The following is a 17,886-nucleotide window of genomic DNA, read 5'->3' on the forward strand; positions in this document are numbered from 1 at the left end:
TGCCCCGTTTGTGGGGTCTGTTGAATTATTCTATTTATCCTCTCTGAGACGGATGCCAGAAGGTCACCGCCTTTTCGATCATCGCCACAAGGCCATAAAAGGCCGTCCCAGCCAGCGCTGCGACCACGATCTCGGCCCACACCATATCCAGCGACAATTGCCCGACGCTGGTGGATATCCGAAAGCCCATGCCCAGGGTGGGTGAGCCAAAGAACTCAGCCACGATAGCCCCGATCAGGGCGAGTGTGGTAGAAATCTTTAATCCGTTGAATATGAATGGCATCGCGGCAGGCAGGCGCAGTTTAAGGAAGCTTTGCCAATAAGTGGCCGCATAGGTCTCCATCAAATCCCTCTGCATCGCAGTGGCTTCGCGCAGCCCCGCCACCGTGTTCACCAGCATCGGGAAGAACACCATCACCACGACAACCGCCGCCTTCGAATGCCAGTCGAAGCCGAACCACATTACCAGAATAGGCGCTGTGCCCACGATCGGCAGCGCTGCGACGAAGTTGCCGACAGGAAGAAGCCCGAGCCGCAGGAAATCCCATCGATCCACGGCAATCGCCATCAGGAAGGCCGAACCGCAGCCGATGAGATAGCCACTCAAAGCGCCCTTGATGATCGTTTGCACAAAGTCTGCCCAAAGTGTGGGCAGGCTGTCCCAGAAGCGAACCCAGATGACAGACGGAGCTGGTAAGATGACCAATGGCACCTCAAGGCCGCGCACGACCAGCTCCCAGATGCCAATGACCGTTAAACCGAAGATCAAAGGCGCAAGAAACCGCACCATCCGTGTGTCGGAATAGGGTCCGCTGGCCAGACGGCTGTTCAACCACCAGCCCAATAACCAGACAGCTATTGCACCAAGAATAGGTATCATTGTGCCATCCCCATCCGTTTCAGAACCGTCCGCTCAATCAGCCCCAACAACCCTACAAGACAAGCGGCAAGAATGGCCGCTGCAAACAGCGCTGACCAGATTTGCACGGTCTGGCCGTAATAGCTGCCTGCGAGCAATCGCGCGCCCAACCCCGCCACAGCACCTGTAGGCAGTTCCCCAACGATGGCCCCTACCAAAGACGCAGCGACGCCAATTTTCAGCGATGTAAACAGATAGGGCATCGAGGCCGGCAGACGCAGTTTCCAGAACCCCTGCGAGCGGCTGGCATTATACGTCCGCAACAGATCAAGCTGCATGGCATCCGGACTGCGCAGCCCTTTGACCATGCCGACGACGACCGGGAAAAAGCTAAGATAGGCCGAAATGATCGCCTTGGGAATGATACCCTGAACGCCAACCGAATACAGGACGACAATGATCATTGGCGCCAGCGCGATAATCGGGATTGTCTGGCTAACAATCGCCCAGGGCATCACCGACAAGTCCATCACCCGGCTGTGCACAATTCCAACGGCCAGCAGAATGCCCAGCCCGGTCCCGATAACGAAACCCAACATTGTGGCACTTAACGTGACCCAACCATGATAGATCAGCGAGCGTTTTGAGGTGATTTTCTTCTGAACCGTGGTCTCCCACATTTCAATCGCAACCTGATGGGGGGCTGGAAGGCGCGGACGCTCTTGCTCCCATGTCGCTGGTATGGCGAAAGAGTTATTCAAGGCCAGACCGATCTCACCCATGTCTCGGCGATCTTTGGCTGAGGGCGGCTGGACTTCGGCCCCCGCACGCTCCTGTTCAGTCAGAACCCCTTTGATATTCATCGGGATACAGGCCGCGTACCACACGATAACAATGGCCGCGAGAACAGTGAGGACTGCAATAATTTGCTTCATGCCTGCCACTCCATCCGAATGACAGGTACCGTGTCAGGCGGTACCGGAGGCTCCCGTCCCGTCTCGATAAACCCTTCGCGACGATAGAACCGCTGCGCGTCCACATTGGGCTCATGCGTCGTTAGCCAAAGATGGTCGCGCCCTTCCTTCGCCTTATCCAACAACCGTTTGCCGACACCCCGTCCCGTCCGCAGACAATAAAGCGCACCCACTTTGTTCTCGACCGGATCAATCGACATGTAACAATCAGGCGGATCTCCGGCGACCCAGATGTCCCGGTTGGGAAACGCCTCACGGATCAGGCTTGCCAGTTCCTCTTGCGGCAGTTCATCGGGCATCCAGCCAGTCTGCTTCGCCCAGGTCCAAATGATCCGCGCGCAATCTTTCACATCATCCAAAGATGCCCGTCTGATGCCGTCACCCGCCATCAAACATCATCCCCATGACCGGCCCTCAGCCCCTCGCGCACGCGATGAGCAACTTCGATAAACTCGGGCGTATCGCGAATATCCAATGGCCGCTCTTTCGGCAGAGGACTATCGATCACATCCGTGATCCGACCAGGCCGCGGGCTCATAACAACGATCTTGGTGCTGAGATACACCGCCTCGGGGATCGAGTGGGTCACGAAGCCGATAGTCTTCTCGGTCCGAGCCCACAGCGCCAAGAGCTGTTCGTTCAGATGGTCGCGCACGATCTCATCCAAAGCGCCGAACGGTTCGTCCATCAACAGGATATCCGCATCAAAGGCCAAGGCCCGTGCGATGCTGGCCCGCTGCTGCATTCCGCCAGATAGCTGCCAGGGGAATTTACCCCCAAACCCTTCAAGATCAACAAGTTCCAAGACCTTATTAACCCGCTCATCCTGCTCAGCAGACGAATAGCCCATAATCTCGAGCGGCAGCTTGATATTCTTCGCAATCGTTCGCCATGGATACAGCCCCGCCGCCTGAAACACATACCCGTAAGCCCGGTTTCTCCGCGCCTCATCCGGGGTCATTCCATTGACGGTTAAGGACCCACCCGTCGGTGTCTCAAGTGCCGCGATGCAGCGCAAGAAAGTGGTTTTGCCACAGCCGGAAGGGCCGATGAAACTGACAAACTCCCCCTTGCCAATCGACAAGTTCACATCTTTCAGCGCATGAATGGGCCCATCATTCGTCTGAAATGTAAGATCCAGCTGCCTTGCCTCAATAACGGGCTGAGTAGTATTTTCTGTATTCATTCCATTGCCTTGAAGAAGCTCAGACCCGGGTCACCGGAAAGGCGACCCAAGGGGTTTACACACCCGTTGCCGGAATACCTGTCCGCTCAACAGGCCGGGGCGCTGTTAACTCTTTCCAGGTGCTCAGCGCCTTGTTCACATGGGTATTGGCCTCCCGCGCCACGAACTTCCCGTGCCCTTCCTGAGTCTGAATCTCGCCATCATGTACGGCCACCGCACCGCGGGTTAGCGTGAACCGAGGCAACCCGCGCACCTCTTTGCCCTCGAAGACGTTGTAGTCGATGGAGGATTGCTGTGTCTCGGCCGAGATCACCTTGGCCTTGTCCGGGTCCCAAACAACCAAATCAGCATCCGCGCCCACAAGAATTGCGCCTTTTTTCGGATAGCAATTCAATATCTTGGCGATGTTAGTTGAAGTAACAGCCACGAACTCATTCGGCGTCAGACGACCGGTATTCACCCCATGGGTCCACAGCATCGGCATCCGATCCTCCAGCCCTCCGGTCCCGTTCGGGATTTTGGTGAAATCACCCACGCCATACCGTTTCTGCTCCGTCGTAAACGCACAATGGTCCGTGGCCACAACGCTCAACGTTCCAGACTGTAGACCATTCCAAAGGCTGTCCTGATGCTGCTTGTTCCGGAACGGTGGGCTCATAACCCGACGTGCCGCGTGTTCCCAATCGTGGTGGAAGTACTCGCTTTCATCCAAGGTCAGGTGTTGGATCAATGGCTCGCCCCAAACACGCTTGCCCTGCATCTTGGCGCGCCGGATGGCCTCATGTGCCTCTTCACAGGATGTATGCACCACATAGAGTGGCACACCTGCCATATCTGCGATCATGATCGCTCGGTTGGTAGCCTCACCTTCAACCTGCGGTGGGCGGGAATAAGCATGTGCCTCCGGCCCGGTATTGCCTTCGGCGAGCAGTTTCGCACTCAGCTCAGCAACCACATCTCCATTCTCGGCATGGACCATCGCGGTGCCACCTAGCTCCGCAAGACGTTTGAACGAGGCAAAAAGTTCATCATCGTTCACCATCAACGCGCCTTTATAGGCCATGAAATGCTTAAACGTGTTGATCCCGCGCGTCTCAATCACCGTCTTGATGTCATCAAACACCTGCTCGCCCCACCAGGTCACCGCCATATGGAACGAATAATCACAATTCGCGCGCGTCGACTTGTTGTCCCACCGCTTCAGCGCATCCAACAGGCTTTCGCCCGGATTGGGCAGCGCAAAATCCACAACCATCGTGGTTCCGCCCGCCAGCGCCGCCCGTGTTCCGCTTTCGAAATCATCGCTGGAGTACGTCCCCATGAACGGCATCTCAAGATGCGTGTGCGGATCGATCCCACCCGGCATCACATAACAGCCCGACGCATCCAGTTCCTTATCACCTCGCAGGTCCGGCCCAATTTCGGTAATCGCACCACCTTCAACCTTCACATCCGCCTTATAGGTCAGATCAGCGGTCACGACGGTTCCGTTCTTGATCACAGTGCTCATGTTAAACTCCCTGATGCGGTCTGCGCCGCTTGCTTCATCTGGCTAAAAATATCCCCGGGGGAGTCGCCCATCGGGCGACGGGGCAAAGCCCCCTATTCCACGATCTCGGCCGTTTCAACGACGGCGTGCAGCAAAACATCCGCCCCGGCTGCAGCCCAATCCTTGCTGATTTCTTCAGCCTCATTGTGGCTGAGCCCATCCACGCAGGGGCACATCACCATCGCTGTCGGGGCAACTCGATTGATCCAGCAGGCATCATGTCCCGCGCCTGAAATGATATCCGTATGGGAATAACCCAACCGTTCAGCAGCGTCGCGCACCGCCGCCACGCAACCTTCATCGAATTTTACTGGATCAAAGCCGCCAACCTTCTCGAATTCGATCTGCAGTCCCATCTCATTGACGATATCCTCTGCCGCGACACGCAGCCGGTTCTCCATATCGGTGATTACATCCAATTCGGGTGATCTGAAATCGACCGTAAACACCGCCTTTCCCGGGATCACATTGCGCGAGTTCGGGTACACGTCGATATGACCCGCCGCACCAACGGCATGAGGCGCATGTGACCACGAAATCTCATCCACTTTCTCAAGAATACGTGCCATTGCCAGCCCGGCATTCTTACGCATCGGCATCGGAGTAGACCCAGTATGCGCATCCTTGCCAGTCACTGTGACTTGGGTCCAGCTTAGCCCCTGGCCATGCGTGACAACACCGATATCCTTACCCTCGGCTTCCAGTATGGGGCCCTGTTCGATGTGCAGCTCGAAGAACGCGTGCATCTTGCGCGCACCCACCTCTTCATCACCGCGCCAGCCGATGCGGTTCAACTCATCCCCGAATTTTTTGCCCTCGGCGTCCTCACGATCATAGGCCCAATCCTGCGTGTGCATTCCGGCGAATACGCCCGAAGACAACATCGCGGGGGCATATCGCGTCCCCTCTTCGTTGGTCCAGTTGGTCGCGACGATGGGGTGCTTGGTCTTGATGCCTAGATCATTCAGGGTTCGAATGATCTCCAACCCGCCAAGCACGCCCAAAACACCATCATACTTGCCGCCAGTCGGCTGCGTATCCAGATGCGACCCAACATATACCGGCAACGCTTCAGGATCAGCGCCTTCTCGACGGGCAAACATGTTACCCATCTGATCCAATCCCATGGTGCAACCCGCGTCCTCGCACCACTTTTGAAACAATGCGCGCCCTTCGGCATCCTCATCAGTCAACGTCTGGCGATTATTGCCACCCGCCACACCGGGCCCGATCTTGGCCATCTCCATCAGGCTGTCCCATAACCTGTCGCCATTGATCCTGAGATTCTGCGCCGGAGCTGCCATCTTGTTCTTCCCTGTTGCTTGCGATTTAGCTCGCTTTTGGTGTCTTGATTTGACCATCTGGTCAAACTCACGCTATCACGGGTTCGACATCAGTCAAGAAAATGCATGGTGTTGCCGAAATTTTCGACATATCCGCCACGCAGAAAACCAAAAATAGGCACAGGGAAACATGCCCAAGGACCGCGCGCCAACACGGATTCAGCAAAAAAACCGAGCAGCGATTCTGGACGCTGCCCTGAATGTGTTCTCTGCACATGGATATCGCGGGGCCACCGTTGACCAAATCGCCGCCGAGGCGGGATTGAGCAAACCCAATCTGCTCTATTACTTCCCGTCAAAAGAAGCGATTCACACCGCCCTTCTAACTGGCTTACTTGAGGTATGGTTGGCACCTTTGTACGAGCTTGACGAAAACGGAGAGCCGCTGGAAGAGATCTTATCTTACGTCCGCCGAAAGCTTGAGATGAGTCGCGACCTCCCCCGCGAAAGCCGCCTGTTTGCAAATGAACTGGTTCAGGGAGCGCCCCGCATTCACAATGCTTTATCCAGCGATCTCAAGAAGCTGGTCGATGAAAAAACCGCCATCCTTACCCGTTGGATGGATCAGGGAAAGATTGCGCGCCTGCATCCCTATCATTTGATTTTCTCAATCTGGGCGCTGACTCAGCATTATGCAGATTTTGACGTGCAGGTTCGCGCAATCTTGGGCGACGAAGATCCTTTTGAAGGCGCTGAGACTTTCGTTGATACACTCTATCGCAAACTTCTAACGCCGTAGACGTTACTTCGCCGGTTTCAGGGCCAGAATACGCTTCAAAATCACGATGGTCATGGCCAGAATTATGGTCAAGTCGCCCATTGTATTGACTGTATTGATTTTGGGTACTTTTCCGGCATCCCGTACAATTGCGGTGTACATCTTGGGCTGCTGAACACCTACCGAATGCTCACGTTCGGATGCTTTGATGAATGTGCTAAAGTCCTTAAGAGATTTAACCTTTTTCGTAACTTGGTTCAGAAATCTCTGATCAAGTTGCCGGTCCTCTTTCAGCTTCTTGAGCATCTCTTCGATCGAGCGCCGAAGTTTGATCAGTTGTTCCAGATCCTTTTTGACCTGCTTTTGATGTTTCACGAAATTTTTTGCCGCAAGCGCGTCGCGCTGTTTCGCTTTGGAAAGGGCGACATTCTTCTTGGATGTATCCCGATCAAGCTTTGTGACCCGGTTGCCACCCTTGTTCCGACCCATTGGTGCCGCTGACATGACATGCTCCTTTGATCCTGTCCGTCAGCGGCAGTGTATCACCGAACCGGTTGTAGCGGGATTCCGGTATCTCTTACTCGGCGGCCTTGGCCATCGGATTGTTCGGATGCGTTGTCCAGTTGGCATATTCGGGATTAACCACTTTGCCCGTGCGCGGATCAACCTCTCCGGCCGCCATTGGCTCCATCGAGATACAGCCTTCGACCGGGCAGACATCTACACACAAGTTGCAGGCAACGCATTCTTCATCGATGACTTCGAATACCCGATCTGCCGACATCGAAATCGCCTGATGGCTGGTGTCCTCGCAGGCGGCATAGCAGCGGCCACACTTGATACACTGGTCCTGATCAATTTTTGCTTTTGCGATGTAGTTGAGATTCAAATATTGCCAGTCAGTGACATTGGGCACCGCGCGGCCGATCACCTGATCGATGCTGGTATAGCCTTTCTCGTCCATCCATTCTGACAAGCCTGCAGTCAGTTCGTCGATGATCTTAAAGCCATAGGTCATTGCTGCGGTACAAACCTGAACATTACCACAACCAAGCGAGATAAACTCGGCAGCGTCGCGCCAAGTGGTCACGCCGCCGATGCCCGAGATCGGAAGGCCACGCGTGGCTTCTGCCCGCGCAATCTCTGACACCATGGACAAGGCAATCGGCTTCACCGCCGGACCGCAATAGCCACCATGGCTGCCTTTGCCGTCAATCGATGGTTCGGGGCTGAACGTATCCAAATCTACACTGGTAATCGAGTTGATCGTGTTGATCAGCGACACCGCATCCGCACCTCCGTTCTTAGCAGCGGCTGCGGGTTTGCGGATATCGGTTATGTTCGGCGTCAGTTTCACGATAACCGGGCGGTCGTAATACTGTTTGCACCACCGGGTCACCATTTCGATATATTCCGGCACCTGTCCTACGGCCGAACCCATGCCGCGCTCGCTCATCCCATGCGGGCAACCGAAATTCAGCTCGATCCCATCCGCGCCAGTTTCAGCCACGCGCGGCAGAATGGCCTTCCAAGCGGCCTCTTCACAGGGCACCATGATCGAGGCGATCAGGGCGCGATCTGGGTAGTCGGCCTTAACACGGGCCATTTCCTCAAGGTTAACCTCAAGTGGCCGGTCGGTGATCAGTTCAATGTTGTTGAGCCCCAACAATCGGCGGTCCGCCCCGTAGATCGCGCCATAACGCGGCCCATTTACGTTTACGACCGGAGGGCCTTCGGAACCCAAAGTCTTCCATACCACACCGCCCCAACCGGCCTCGAAGGCGCGGCGAACATTGTATTCCTTATCCGTCGGTGGCGCGGAGGCCAGCCAATACGGGTTTGGACTTGAAATTCCCAGAAAGTTTGTTGTTAAATCAGCCATTTATCCGGCCTCCCTGATGCAGGTTTGCATCTTTGTCTTTGAGTTTCACGCGCCCAGACTTGCGTGGATGTCCATCGCGGCATCGCGGCCCTCGGCCACTGCGGTAACGGTCAGGTCTTCGCCACCTGCTGCACAGTCTCCGCCAGCCCACACACCGGTAATCGAGGTGCGTCCTGCCCCGGTTACAGCAATCTTATTGCCATCCAGCGTTAGCCCTTCCGGCGCACCGTCAAGCGTCTGACCGATGGCCTTGAAAACCTGATCGGCAGGCACACGAACGGTTTCTCCTGTACCGGTCAGTCGACCATCATGACTAGCAGTATACTCCAATTCGATCTCAGCCGCGGCTCCATTTCCGTGAATGGCCACAGGTTGAACGTTGCACAGAATGCGAACACCGTGCGACGCCGCCAAATCCTGTTCGTACCGGCTGGCACCCATTGCGTCGCGACCTCGGCGATAGGCGATGGTGACATGCTCTGCCCCCAGCAGCTTCGATTTCACTGCCGCGTCTACTGCTGTCATGCCGCCGCCAATCACAACGACATTCCGACCGACTGGGAGATCAGCCAGGTCGCTGGCCTGCCGCACATCCGAGATAAAGTCGACCGCCGGGCGCACCCCGTCTTTATCTACCCCATCTGCACGTAGCGCATTCACCCCTGCCAGTCCGATCGACAGGAACACAGCGTCATAGTTCTGTTGCAGCCCTTCTAGTGAAATCGTCTCACCCAGAACTGAGTCGGTCTCAATCGCGATCCCACCGATTTTCAGCAGCCAGTCGACCTCGGCCTGCGCAAAGTCGTTGGTCGATTTGTACGCCGCAATGCCGTATTCGTTCAGCCCGCCCGGCTTGGGCTTGCCTTCGTGGATCACCACATCATGCCCCAGCATCGCCAGACGGTGGGCACAGGCCAGACCAGCGGGCCCTGCCCCGACCACGGCGACCGTCTTGCCCGTTGGTTCTGCACGCGCGAACGGATGAACGCCCGAGGCCATCACATCGTCGGTTGCATAACGCTGCAGGCGTCCAATCTCGACTGGCTTGCCTTCGGCCGTCTCACGCACGCAAGCCTCTTCACAAAGAGACTCGGTCGGACAAACCCGAGCACACATGCCGCCTAGGATATTCTGTTCCAGAATGGTCTGTCCGGCCGCAGCTGGTTGTCCGGCCTGAATTTGGCGGATGAACAACGGAATATCGATATCCGTCGGACAGGCCGTCACACATGGTGCGTCATAGCAGAAATAGCAACGATCTGCTGCCACGGCTGCCTCATGCGGAGCCAGAGGCGGATGCAGATCGGTGAAATTCGAGGTCAGCTCATCGCTGGAAAGCCGCCCGGAGACGATCCCGGGTGCCATCTGGCCCTGTGCCATCACTCTACTCCCTGTAGATATGTTTGTTATGAGCTTCAGCTTGCCACATTCTGATTTTTTATCAATTGGTAAATTTACCAAATGGTCAAAAAAATAGAAATCCGGGAAAAATGACCCGGATTTCCTTAATAATTGCCCACATTGTTAGCACGTTTGGTGTCAGATCATCCCACTTAGGTGGCCGGATTTGATCCAAACACGGGCTCCACTCTCTCCTGCGATGGCTGTCGAGCGTGATCCAGGTGGTAATCGCAGCCAATCCCAAACACCAAATTCTTCGCCTGTCTCGATAAAGCTGCCTTCGAGAACGAAGACCTCAAGCCCCTTGCCAGAGTCCAGTTCAATTTGCTCACCAGCAGCCCAGCATTGCACCTGAACATCCTCATGCGCATCCTTGAACAAATCGATATCTCCGCCCCCGTTGATGGAACGACGCACTTCGGTGCGGTCTTTGGGGTCGAACTGGTAAAGCTTGACGAGGATCGTCGCGCCTTCGTTGGCCGAAGGAGTGTGGGATGAAGTCGGAGGATTACGCACATAGCTGCCGACCGGAAAATCTCCGGTTTCATCCTGAAACACACCATCCAGCACCAGATATTCCTCGCCTCCGTCATGGGTGTGCGCCGAAAATGCGCTGCCAGGGGCAAAACGCACGATGGTTGTGGCCCGCGCCACTTCCTCGCCAATGCGGTCCAGCATCTTGCGTTCAACGCCGGCAGCCGGTGACGCGACCCATGCGGTTTGATCAAAGTGGACAGCGACCCGCTGTGTGAAATCTGCATTGACGCGCATCTGCAATCCTCCTGCGTTGCTGTCACATTAGATGGGAGCACGAGCCGGATTTGCAAACCGGTCATGTTTGGGGTTTTGACGCCCTTCACAGCTTGTTGTACTTCCGGTCGAGACCGGTGCCCAATTCCGGCCCGTTTAGAAAGCGCGAAAAGATGCAGGCAAGCCCAACGACGTTCAACATCCTCATCATCGGGCAAAACAACCGTCTGCAATACGAGGCACTATTGTTCGCGGCATCGCTGCGCCATAGCTCACCCGGATTTACCGGACGTTTATTTGTTGGTGTTCCTCAGAAAGGCCCCTTGTGGTCCCAAGACCCGAGCATTCAGGATGAGGACGTGTTGCAAGCCTTGCGGCAATTGGGTGCTGAGATCCTGCCCTTCGAATCGCAAATCTTTGGAGCAAGCTATCCCCACGGCAACAAGATCGAAGCGCTACTGGCGATGCCGGAAGGCGAGCCATTTGTCTTCTTCGACACCGATACATTGATCACCGGTGAAATTGCCGATGTGCCATTTGATTTCAACCGGCCCGGCGCCTCGCTCCGTGTCGAAGGCACATGGCCGAAGCCCACACTTTATGGCCCCGGTTATGACGGCATCTGGCGCGCGCTTTATAACCGCTTCGGGCTGGATTTCGAAAGCTCGCTCGATTCCAGACAGCCACCGGGATATTGGCGACACTACCTGTATTTCAATGCGGGATACTTCTTCTACAAATGCCCTCACAAGTTTGGTCGGCGGTATCTTGATTACGCCCGCACCATTCGGGACGAAGGTATCCCCGAACTCACCGGGCAGGTCCTAGACCCCTGGCTGGATCAGGTGGCATTGCCACTGGTCATCCACTCGTTCGGCGGTGGTCGGGATGCGCTGCCAAAAGGTCTGCTGGATGGGTCAGTCAGCTGCCATTATCACCTGTTTCCGATGCTCTATGCACGAGAAAGCGATCATGTGGTCGAGGTGCTAGAGACCGTTGTGGCTCCCAACAAGATCAAGAAGGTGCTCAAAGGCTATGATCCGATGAAGAAATTGGTGATCCAGCGCAAAGGCGCAAAAATCCGGGCAATGTTCGACAGGAACAACCTGCCAGCACGCGAACAGGTCATACGCAAGACCATCAAGGCCAAGGGACTTTGGCTGCGGTGACGTGGACGTTGTGCGGTGCAAAGCAATGTCCTAGAGATTTACTAACGCACATTCCAACAGGAGATTTCGAAGATGTCTGATGGCCCCACCTATGGTTTCGACACGCTGCAGATTCACGCCGGGGCCCGCCCCGACCCCGCTACCGGCGCGCGTCAGACACCGATCTACCAGACTACGGCCTATGTGTTTCGCGATGCCGACCATGCTGCTGCGTTGTTCAACTTGCAGGAAGTTGGGTTCATCTATTCGCGTCTGACCAACCCGACCGTCGCTGTTTTGCAGGAACGCGTGGCAACGCTTGAGGGCGGCGTCGGCGCTGTCTGCTGTTCCTCGGGTCACGCGGCGCAGATCATGGCGCTATTCCCACTGATGGGTCCGGGCTGCAACGTGGTCGCCTCAACCCGCCTGTACGGGGGTACGGTCACGCAGTTTAGCCAGACCATCAAACGTTTCGGCTGGTCAGCCAAATTCGTCGACACCGACGATCTGGACGCCGTAAAAGCCGCCATCGACGAAAACACCCGCGCGGTGTTCTGCGAATCCATCGCCAACCCTGGCGGTTATGTCACTGACATCCGCGCGCTGGCGGACGTCGCAGACGCGGCTGGCATCCCGCTGATTGTCGACAACACCTCGGCCACGCCCTACCTGTGCCGCCCGATCGAGCACGGCGCTACTCTGGTCGTGCATTCAACCACCAAGTACTTGACCGGCAACGGCACCGTCACCGGTGGCTGCATCGTGGATTCGGGTAAGTTTGACTGGTCTGCGAATGACAAATTCCCCTCGCTCAGCGAGCCCGAGACTGCGTATCACGGACTGAAATTCCACGAGACTTTCGGCCCGCTGGCCTTCACCTTCCACGGCATTGCAATCGGTCTGCGCGATCTGGGTATGACCATGAACCCGCAGGCAGCACATTATACCCTTATGGGGATCGAGACACTCTCACTGCGGATGGAGCGCCATGTCGAAAACGCCCAGAAGATCGCCGCCTGGCTGGAAGCGGATGATCGCGTGGACTACGTGACCTATGCAGGCCTTCCCTCGTCGCCTTATCATGATCGGGTCAAAGCGCATTACCCGCGCGGGGCCGGTGCGCTATTCACATTTGCGGTCAAAGGCGGATATGACGCCTGCATCAAGCTGGTCAACGCGTTGGAAATCTTCAGTCATGTGGCCAACTTGGGCGATGCGCGCTCGCTGATCATCCACTCGGCCTCGACGACCCACCGTCAGTTGACGCCTGAGCAGCAGGAAGCTGCAGGCGCGGGCCCGGGAGTCGTGCGCGTCTCCATTGGCATCGAAGACGCAGACGATCTGATCGCCGATCTGGATCAAGCGCTGTCCAAAGCAAGTGCCTGAACAGATGGCAGGGCACAACACAAATGAACTGGGCCAGCCTATTGGCTTGCCGGTCACAGGCGAGTTTCCTCGCCCCACTCCGCCTTACACGCCGATGCAGGGCCGGTTCTGTTCTGTTGTGCCGCTAGATGTGAACCGGCATGCGCCCGGATTGTACCGGGCGTTTGCCAGTGACACGGATGGCCATAACTGGACCTATCTGCCTTATGGCCCCTTCGCCTCTGAGGCTGATTTCACCAACTGGGCGCAGAACAACTGCATGGACGCCGATCCCATGTTCCATGCGGTGTTGGATGCCGACGAAACGCCGGTGGGTATGGCCTCGTATTTGCGTGTCGAACCAGCAGCGGGTGCAATCGAGGTGGGCCATATCCATTTCTCACCCCTGCTCCAACGCAAACCGCAATCAACCGAAGTGATGTATCTGATGATGCGACGCGTGTTCGATGAGCTTGGCTATCGCCGTTACGAATGGAAATGCGACGCTTTGAACGCACCCTCAAAGCGCGCGGCCGAACGCTTGGGATTTACGTTCGAAGGTATTTTCCGACAAGCGACCCATTACAAAGGGCGTAACCGGGATACCGCTTGGTTCTCGATTATCGACAGCGAATGGCCGCGCATTCGCGCAGCATTCGAGAATTGGCTTGCACCGGGGAATTTCGATGCAGCGGGCCAGCAGCGACAACCGCTGCAAGCCCGCGTTGGAGCGTAGCTTAGTCCGCGATTTCGAACTCCATAGCGATATTGACCGATACGGAAATCTCACCGCCCGCAACCGGAACGCCACCGGCGTCAGACATCGCCATCTCACGCATCTGGGCCATCGGACGGACGCCCCCACCGTGATCGTTTATCGAAATCACCGGACCCAAAGTCACGCCTGAGGCCTCGGCCAATTGTTGCGCCTTGTCGGTTGCGTCTGCGACCGCTTTCGCGCGTGCTTCGGCCTCAAGCGGCTTAGGCTCCTGTACACTGAATCTCAAGCCGCCAAAATCATTGGCCCCGTCCTTGATGACGGCATCCATAATTTGACCCAGTTTATCTAAATCCCGAACCCGAACAGAAACACGGTTTGAGGCTGTAAATCCGGTGATCCTGGGTGCTTCGTCGTTTGAGTTCCTGTGCCCAGACCAGACTGGTGACAACGACAGATCGCGGGTCTGCACATCACGTGATTCCAAGCCCATCTCATCCAACCGTTTTAGAATCTGTGTCACAGCGTCAGAGGTCGCCTGCATCGCAACCGATGCCTGGGAGTCCTGGTTCGTCACGCCAAGCGTTATGGTTGCCATATCTGGCGCAGCCAAGGCCGTTCCGGTTCCACTGACGGTGATGCGACGTTCTTCCGCATGGGCAGGCAACGCCGCGACGGCTGCGGTCATGGCAGCCAGAAAAGCAAGTGTCTTCAAGGTGATCTCTCCTTATGACTTGTCGCTAAGATGGGTGTCATACTCCGTACACGGCAAGGGGGAAACGCGCCTTTTTCTTTCCCTCGGCGAGTTCCTGCTCTAATCTCGTCGGGCAGACATCCAAGCGTTTGCATTGAAGCTGACAATTATGGTTCATCGCGATCATGAAACCCGCCTTTGTGCTGTCATTTTCTGAAAACGGTATTTCCTTGCATCACCAGTCGGATGGAGACTGGTACTGCATTGGCACGATCCCGTTGGATGCACCGGATTTCTCTGATCAGATCCGGACCCTGCGCGATCAGGGATTCGCACTAGAAAACAACCTAAGCTGCAAGCTCGTGATTCCTTCGGATCAGGTACGTCTTTTGACGGTCGATACCGATGGAATGGATACCGAAGCGGCAACGCAGAAAGTTGAAGAAACTTTAGCCTCAGCAACGCCATACCAGTTGTCCGAGCTGACCTTTGTCGCAACTCCGAACGGTTCAGACATTCACGTCGCGGCAGTCGCGCAGCAAACTTTGAAAGAAGCGCACTCATTTGCGGTGGAACATGGATTTATCCCAGAAGGGTTCTGGCTTAGTGCCAATGGTGAAGACGCTCTATCAGGGTCCGTTTACGAAGTGCCTGCGTCTGAGATGGACTTCCAGTCAAATGAAATCAGCTCTGCGCTCGTGGCAAAATCGCCGGCAGCCACGCCTGATGAGGCATCGAGTATTCCCATTCATCCCATCGCGGATACCGCTGATCCGACCGCTTTCCGTTCCGCTCAAAGCGCTGAATCGCCCGCGATCTCTTCGTCGGTAGAGGTGAAAAAATATGTCATTCCGGCGGTTGCTGCATCCGTTCTATTGGGCATGGTACTTGGTCTCTGGTCACTGAACAGCGATGAACCTATGGTCGATGCCCCAGAACCAGTCGTGGCAGAGGCGCCCGTTTTAGTTCCAGAGCCACAGCAAGATGTCCCGACAACCGTGGAACCCAGCGCACCAGATGTTGCGGAACTCGCAATTGAACCTGAACCCGCCGAGCCGAACACCGGTGACGAAATTGATCTGTCTGCAACTGATGAGGCCATTCTCGAAGCTTTGAAGGTTGCTCCTGAACCGGTTGAAGAAATTGCTGGCCTGCCAGATTTCGGGGCAGAGTTTCATGACTTCACCGGGACCGCGCCTGTTGAACCGAACCCGTTGGCCGAACCGCCGCTGGAACAGCTTGCTGATGTCTATCTAACTTCGGTTGATCGCGCAGATCTGTCGACCGACACCGTTGCCCTGCCACCGCATGAAAGCCTCGAAACTGACGAAGCCTTTGAGTTCACCGCCCTGCCCGGCGCCGCTGGTCAGAGGTTTGAGTTGGACGAACGTGGTCTTGTAACGCCGACCGCAGAGGGCACTCTGAATCCAGCCGGTGTGATGGTCTACCTGGGCCGCCCTTCATCGGTGCCTCCGGAATCCCCTACACGGTTTGAGACAGAGCCCGTTGTTGTTGAAGAGGTTGACGAAAGGCTCGCATCAATCCGACCCCGCCCAAGGCCCGACAACCTTGTTGATCAATTCGAAAGACAACAATTGGGTGGCCGGTCTCGCCAGGAATTGGCTTCGGTGCGACCAAAACTGCGCCCGGAAAGCTTGCAATCCAAGCCCGAGGTTGACGAAACGCCGACCGCTCTGGCGGTGGTTCTTGTTCCACGCCCCAAGCCACGCCCTGCGAATATCGCCGCATTGGTTGCAAAGAAACCCAGCACCCAAAGTGCTTCGCTGGGATCGACCGCGAATGTGGCAACCAGCAGTGATGAGGCCGGTTCATTCCAGCCCAGGGCCGTAAAACCCAAGATACCGACAACCGCCTCGGTTGCGCGACAGGCGACCATCGATAATGCCATCAACCTACGCAAGCTCAACCTGATCGGTGTATATGGCACCCCGGCCAATCGCCGTGCCTTGGTACGCCTGCCCAGCGGACGCTATAAGAAGCTGAAAGTGGGTGATCGTATCGATGGTGGGAATGTCGTGGCCATCGGAGATAGCGAATTGCGCTATCAGAAGCGCGGTAAGAACATCACCCTCAAGATGCCACGCGGATAAAAGAAGAGCGCCCTGTTTGGTAAACAGAGCGCTCAGTTATTTTCATTGATCTCAGATCAGGCGGCCGAAATCTCACCTGATTCAATCTGCTCGCGTTCAATCGATTCAAACAGGGCTTTGAAGTTACCCTCACCAAACCCGTCGTCGCCCTTGCGCTGAATGAATTCAAAGAAGATCGGGCCGATTACGGTTTTCGAGAAGATCTGAAGCAGGATCTTGGTCTCACCCCCATCAACAACGCCTTCGCCGTCGATCAGAATTCCGTGCTTCATCATTCGATGCTTGGGCTCATCATGGCCAGACACACGGTCGTAAGACATGTCATAATATGTCTCGTTCGGGCCAGGCATGAACTTCAACCCCTTTTCGGCAATCGCATCGGTCGAGCCATAGATATCATCGCTACCCACCGCGATATGCTGGATACCCTCGCCATTGTATTTCTTCAGGTAAGACACGATCTGCCCGGTTTCACCCCGGTCCTCATTGATCGGAATGCGGATGCGACCGCAAGGAGAAGTCAGCGCTCGGCTGAAAAGACCTGTATGCTTGCCCTGAATATCAAAGAAGCGAATTTCGCGGAAGTTGAACAGGTCGCCGTAGAATTTGAACCACTTGTCCATGTTACCCTTGAACACGTTGTGGGTCAGGTGATCGAGGTAATAGAACCCATCACCGCGCGGTTTCGATTGCTCCAGCCACTCAAACTCCTCGTTATAGGGCGAGGTGTCATAATACTGATCGATGAAATAGATCAGCGAGCCACCGATACCCTTGATCGCCGGGACATTCATGGTCTTGTCGGCACCGTCATAGGGCTCGGCCCCTTTGGCAATCGCGTGCTCATAAGCCTTCTGCGCATCCACAACACGCCAGCCCATCGCAGGGGCGCAAGGACCATGCTCGGCGACGAATTTCGCGGCAAAGCTGTCGGGGTCCGCGTTCAGGAGGTAGGTGACATCGCCCTGCTGCCACAGCTCGACCTTGGGGGTGTCGCGGTGGTAGCCGACATATTCGAACCCCATCCGCGCAAACAGATCGCGCAGTTCCTGCGGTTCGGGGTGGGCAAATTCAACGAACTCGAACCCGTCGGTGCCGGCTGGGTTTTCTTCGCTGATGACAGATTTCGGGGCGTTATGCGGGAAAGGACCCATGGCGCGTCTCCTCGGAAAACAGGAATTTCTTTGC

At 56.0% G+C, this 17,886-nt stretch carries 17 protein-coding genes; 5 read left to right on the plus strand and 12 right to left on the minus strand.

Features of this window, described 5'->3' with window-relative positions:
* Window positions 1-34: 34 nt before the first annotated feature.
* From ACR0IU_RS02265 to ACR0IU_RS02290, 6 genes are all read right to left on the minus strand, one after another.
* Window positions 35-880, minus strand: coding sequence for an ABC transporter permease (locus ACR0IU_RS02265; RefSeq protein WP_010439450.1), 846 nt, complete (start codon window positions 878-880; stop codon window positions 35-37).
* Complete coding sequence (locus ACR0IU_RS02270) at window positions 877-1,794, minus strand: ABC transporter permease (protein ID WP_170469504.1); 918 nt, start codon at window positions 1,792-1,794, stop codon at window positions 877-879. Before ACR0IU_RS02270 ends, ACR0IU_RS02265 begins: the two co-directional genes overlap by 4 nt.
* Window positions 1,791-2,222 (minus strand): GNAT family N-acetyltransferase, encoded by a 432-nt coding sequence (locus ACR0IU_RS02275; RefSeq protein ID WP_170469501.1) that lies wholly within the window; start codon window positions 2,220-2,222, stop codon window positions 1,791-1,793. The genes ACR0IU_RS02270 and ACR0IU_RS02275 overlap by 4 nt, the downstream gene beginning before the upstream one ends.
* Complete coding sequence (locus tag ACR0IU_RS02280; protein WP_170469499.1) at window positions 2,222-3,019, minus strand: ATP-binding cassette domain-containing protein; 798 nt, start codon at window positions 3,017-3,019, stop codon at window positions 2,222-2,224. The genes ACR0IU_RS02275 and ACR0IU_RS02280 overlap by 1 nt, the downstream gene beginning before the upstream one ends.
* Window positions 3,020-3,074: 55 nt before the next feature.
* Window positions 3,075-4,529 (minus strand): dihydropyrimidinase, encoded by a 1,455-nt coding sequence (gene hydA, locus ACR0IU_RS02285; RefSeq protein WP_480715099.1) that lies wholly within the window; start codon window positions 4,527-4,529, stop codon window positions 3,075-3,077.
* Between the two features lie 92 nt (window positions 4,530-4,621).
* Window positions 4,622-5,872, minus strand: coding sequence for a Zn-dependent hydrolase (locus tag ACR0IU_RS02290; RefSeq protein WP_480715100.1), 1,251 nt, complete (start codon window positions 5,870-5,872; stop codon window positions 4,622-4,624).
* Window positions 5,873-6,041: 169 nt separating this feature from the next.
* On the opposite strand from ACR0IU_RS02290, the gene ACR0IU_RS02295 reads away from it, so the two are divergent.
* Window positions 6,042-6,650: a TetR family transcriptional regulator C-terminal domain-containing protein gene (locus ACR0IU_RS02295; protein WP_480715101.1), complete on the plus strand. Its 609-nt coding sequence runs from the start codon at window positions 6,042-6,044 to the stop codon at window positions 6,648-6,650.
* A 3-nt stretch (window positions 6,651-6,653) separates the two neighbouring features.
* Here the strand turns inward: ACR0IU_RS02295 and ACR0IU_RS02300 are convergent, their stop codons facing one another.
* From ACR0IU_RS02300 to ACR0IU_RS02315, 4 genes are all read right to left on the minus strand, one after another.
* On the minus strand, window positions 6,654-7,133 hold the full coding sequence (locus tag ACR0IU_RS02300; RefSeq protein WP_010439437.1) for a hypothetical protein: 480 nt from the start codon (window positions 7,131-7,133) through the stop codon (window positions 6,654-6,656).
* Window positions 7,134-7,206: 73 nt separating this feature from the next.
* Entirely contained in the window at window positions 7,207-8,511 is a 1,305-nt protein-coding gene (preA, locus tag ACR0IU_RS02305; RefSeq protein WP_480715102.1) for an NAD-dependent dihydropyrimidine dehydrogenase subunit PreA, read from the minus strand.
* 45 nt (window positions 8,512-8,556) lie between these two features.
* Window positions 8,557-9,891, minus strand: a complete 1,335-nt coding sequence (locus ACR0IU_RS02310) for an NAD(P)-dependent oxidoreductase (protein WP_480715103.1) — start codon at window positions 9,889-9,891, stop codon at window positions 8,557-8,559.
* 159 nt (window positions 9,892-10,050) lie between these two features.
* Window positions 10,051-10,683, minus strand: coding sequence for a cupin domain-containing protein (locus ACR0IU_RS02315; RefSeq protein WP_480715104.1), 633 nt, complete (start codon window positions 10,681-10,683; stop codon window positions 10,051-10,053).
* A 152-nt stretch (window positions 10,684-10,835) separates the two neighbouring features.
* Between ACR0IU_RS02315 and ACR0IU_RS02320 the strand changes: the two genes are divergently transcribed.
* From ACR0IU_RS02320 to ACR0IU_RS02330, 3 genes are all read left to right on the plus strand, one after another.
* Window positions 10,836-11,831: a hypothetical protein gene (locus ACR0IU_RS02320; RefSeq protein WP_480715105.1), complete on the plus strand. Its 996-nt coding sequence runs from the start codon at window positions 10,836-10,838 to the stop codon at window positions 11,829-11,831.
* Between the two features lie 72 nt (window positions 11,832-11,903).
* Window positions 11,904-13,196 carry an O-acetylhomoserine aminocarboxypropyltransferase/cysteine synthase family protein gene (locus tag ACR0IU_RS02325; RefSeq protein ID WP_010439425.1) on the plus strand — a complete coding sequence of 431 codons (1,293 nt, stop codon included), beginning with the start codon at window positions 11,904-11,906 and terminating at the stop codon, window positions 13,194-13,196.
* A 4-nt stretch (window positions 13,197-13,200) separates the two neighbouring features.
* Window positions 13,201-13,911, plus strand: a complete 711-nt coding sequence (locus ACR0IU_RS02330) for a GNAT family N-acetyltransferase (RefSeq protein WP_480715106.1) — start codon at window positions 13,201-13,203, stop codon at window positions 13,909-13,911.
* A 1-nt stretch (window position 13,912) separates the two neighbouring features.
* Here ACR0IU_RS02330 and ACR0IU_RS02335 read toward each other — a convergent pair whose 3' ends face one another.
* Window positions 13,913-14,608 (minus strand): SIMPL domain-containing protein, encoded by a 696-nt coding sequence (locus tag ACR0IU_RS02335; RefSeq protein WP_480715107.1) that lies wholly within the window; start codon window positions 14,606-14,608, stop codon window positions 13,913-13,915.
* A gap of 164 nt (window positions 14,609-14,772) precedes the next feature.
* On the opposite strand from ACR0IU_RS02335, the gene ACR0IU_RS02340 reads away from it, so the two are divergent.
* On the plus strand, window positions 14,773-16,698 hold the full coding sequence (locus tag ACR0IU_RS02340; protein ID WP_480715108.1) for a hypothetical protein: 1,926 nt from the start codon (window positions 14,773-14,775) through the stop codon (window positions 16,696-16,698).
* A 56-nt stretch (window positions 16,699-16,754) separates the two neighbouring features.
* Here ACR0IU_RS02340 and hppD read toward each other — a convergent pair whose 3' ends face one another.
* Window positions 16,755-17,852, minus strand: a complete 1,098-nt coding sequence (hppD, locus tag ACR0IU_RS02345; protein WP_480715109.1) for a 4-hydroxyphenylpyruvate dioxygenase — start codon at window positions 17,850-17,852, stop codon at window positions 16,755-16,757.
* Between the last annotated feature and the right edge of the window lie 34 nt (window positions 17,853-17,886).

This window comes from Ruegeria sp. CL5, from assembly GCF_056536485.1.

Excerpts from the sequence above, each read along its gene's own strand:
- ACR0IU_RS02265 (WP_010439450.1), bottom strand. The coding sequence starts at position 880 with ATGATACCTATTCTTGGTGCAATAGCTGTCTGGTTATTGGGCTGGTGG.
- ACR0IU_RS02270 (WP_170469504.1), bottom strand. The coding sequence starts at position 1,794 with ATGAAGCAAATTATTGCAGTCCTCACTGTTCTCGCGGCCATTGTTATC.
- ACR0IU_RS02275 (WP_170469501.1), bottom strand. The coding sequence starts at position 2,222 with ATGGCGGGTGACGGCATCAGACGGGCATCTTTGGATGATGTGAAAGAT.
- ACR0IU_RS02280 (WP_170469499.1), bottom strand. The coding sequence starts at position 3,019 with ATGAATACAGAAAATACTACTCAGCCCGTTATTGAGGCAAGGCAGCTG.
- hydA (WP_480715099.1), bottom strand. The coding sequence starts at position 4,529 with ATGAGCACTGTGATCAAGAACGGAACCGTCGTGACCGCTGATCTGACC.
- ACR0IU_RS02290 (WP_480715100.1), bottom strand. The coding sequence starts at position 5,872 with ATGGCAGCTCCGGCGCAGAATCTCAGGATCAATGGCGACAGGTTATGG.
- ACR0IU_RS02295 (WP_480715101.1), top strand. The coding sequence starts at position 6,042 with ATGCCCAAGGACCGCGCGCCAACACGGATTCAGCAAAAAAACCGAGCA.
- ACR0IU_RS02300 (WP_010439437.1), bottom strand. The coding sequence starts at position 7,133 with ATGTCAGCGGCACCAATGGGTCGGAACAAGGGTGGCAACCGGGTCACA.
- preA (WP_480715102.1), bottom strand. The coding sequence starts at position 8,511 with ATGGCTGATTTAACAACAAACTTTCTGGGAATTTCAAGTCCAAACCCG.
- ACR0IU_RS02310 (WP_480715103.1), bottom strand. The coding sequence starts at position 9,891 with ATGGCACAGGGCCAGATGGCACCCGGGATCGTCTCCGGGCGGCTTTCC.
- ACR0IU_RS02315 (WP_480715104.1), bottom strand. The coding sequence starts at position 10,683 with ATGCGCGTCAATGCAGATTTCACACAGCGGGTCGCTGTCCACTTTGAT.
- ACR0IU_RS02320 (WP_480715105.1), top strand. The coding sequence starts at position 10,836 with ATGCAGGCAAGCCCAACGACGTTCAACATCCTCATCATCGGGCAAAAC.
- ACR0IU_RS02325 (WP_010439425.1), top strand. The coding sequence starts at position 11,904 with ATGTCTGATGGCCCCACCTATGGTTTCGACACGCTGCAGATTCACGCC.
- ACR0IU_RS02330 (WP_480715106.1), top strand. The coding sequence starts at position 13,201 with ATGGCAGGGCACAACACAAATGAACTGGGCCAGCCTATTGGCTTGCCG.
- ACR0IU_RS02340 (WP_480715108.1), top strand. The coding sequence starts at position 14,773 with ATGAAACCCGCCTTTGTGCTGTCATTTTCTGAAAACGGTATTTCCTTG.
- hppD (WP_480715109.1), bottom strand. The coding sequence starts at position 17,852 with ATGGGTCCTTTCCCGCATAACGCCCCGAAATCTGTCATCAGCGAAGAA.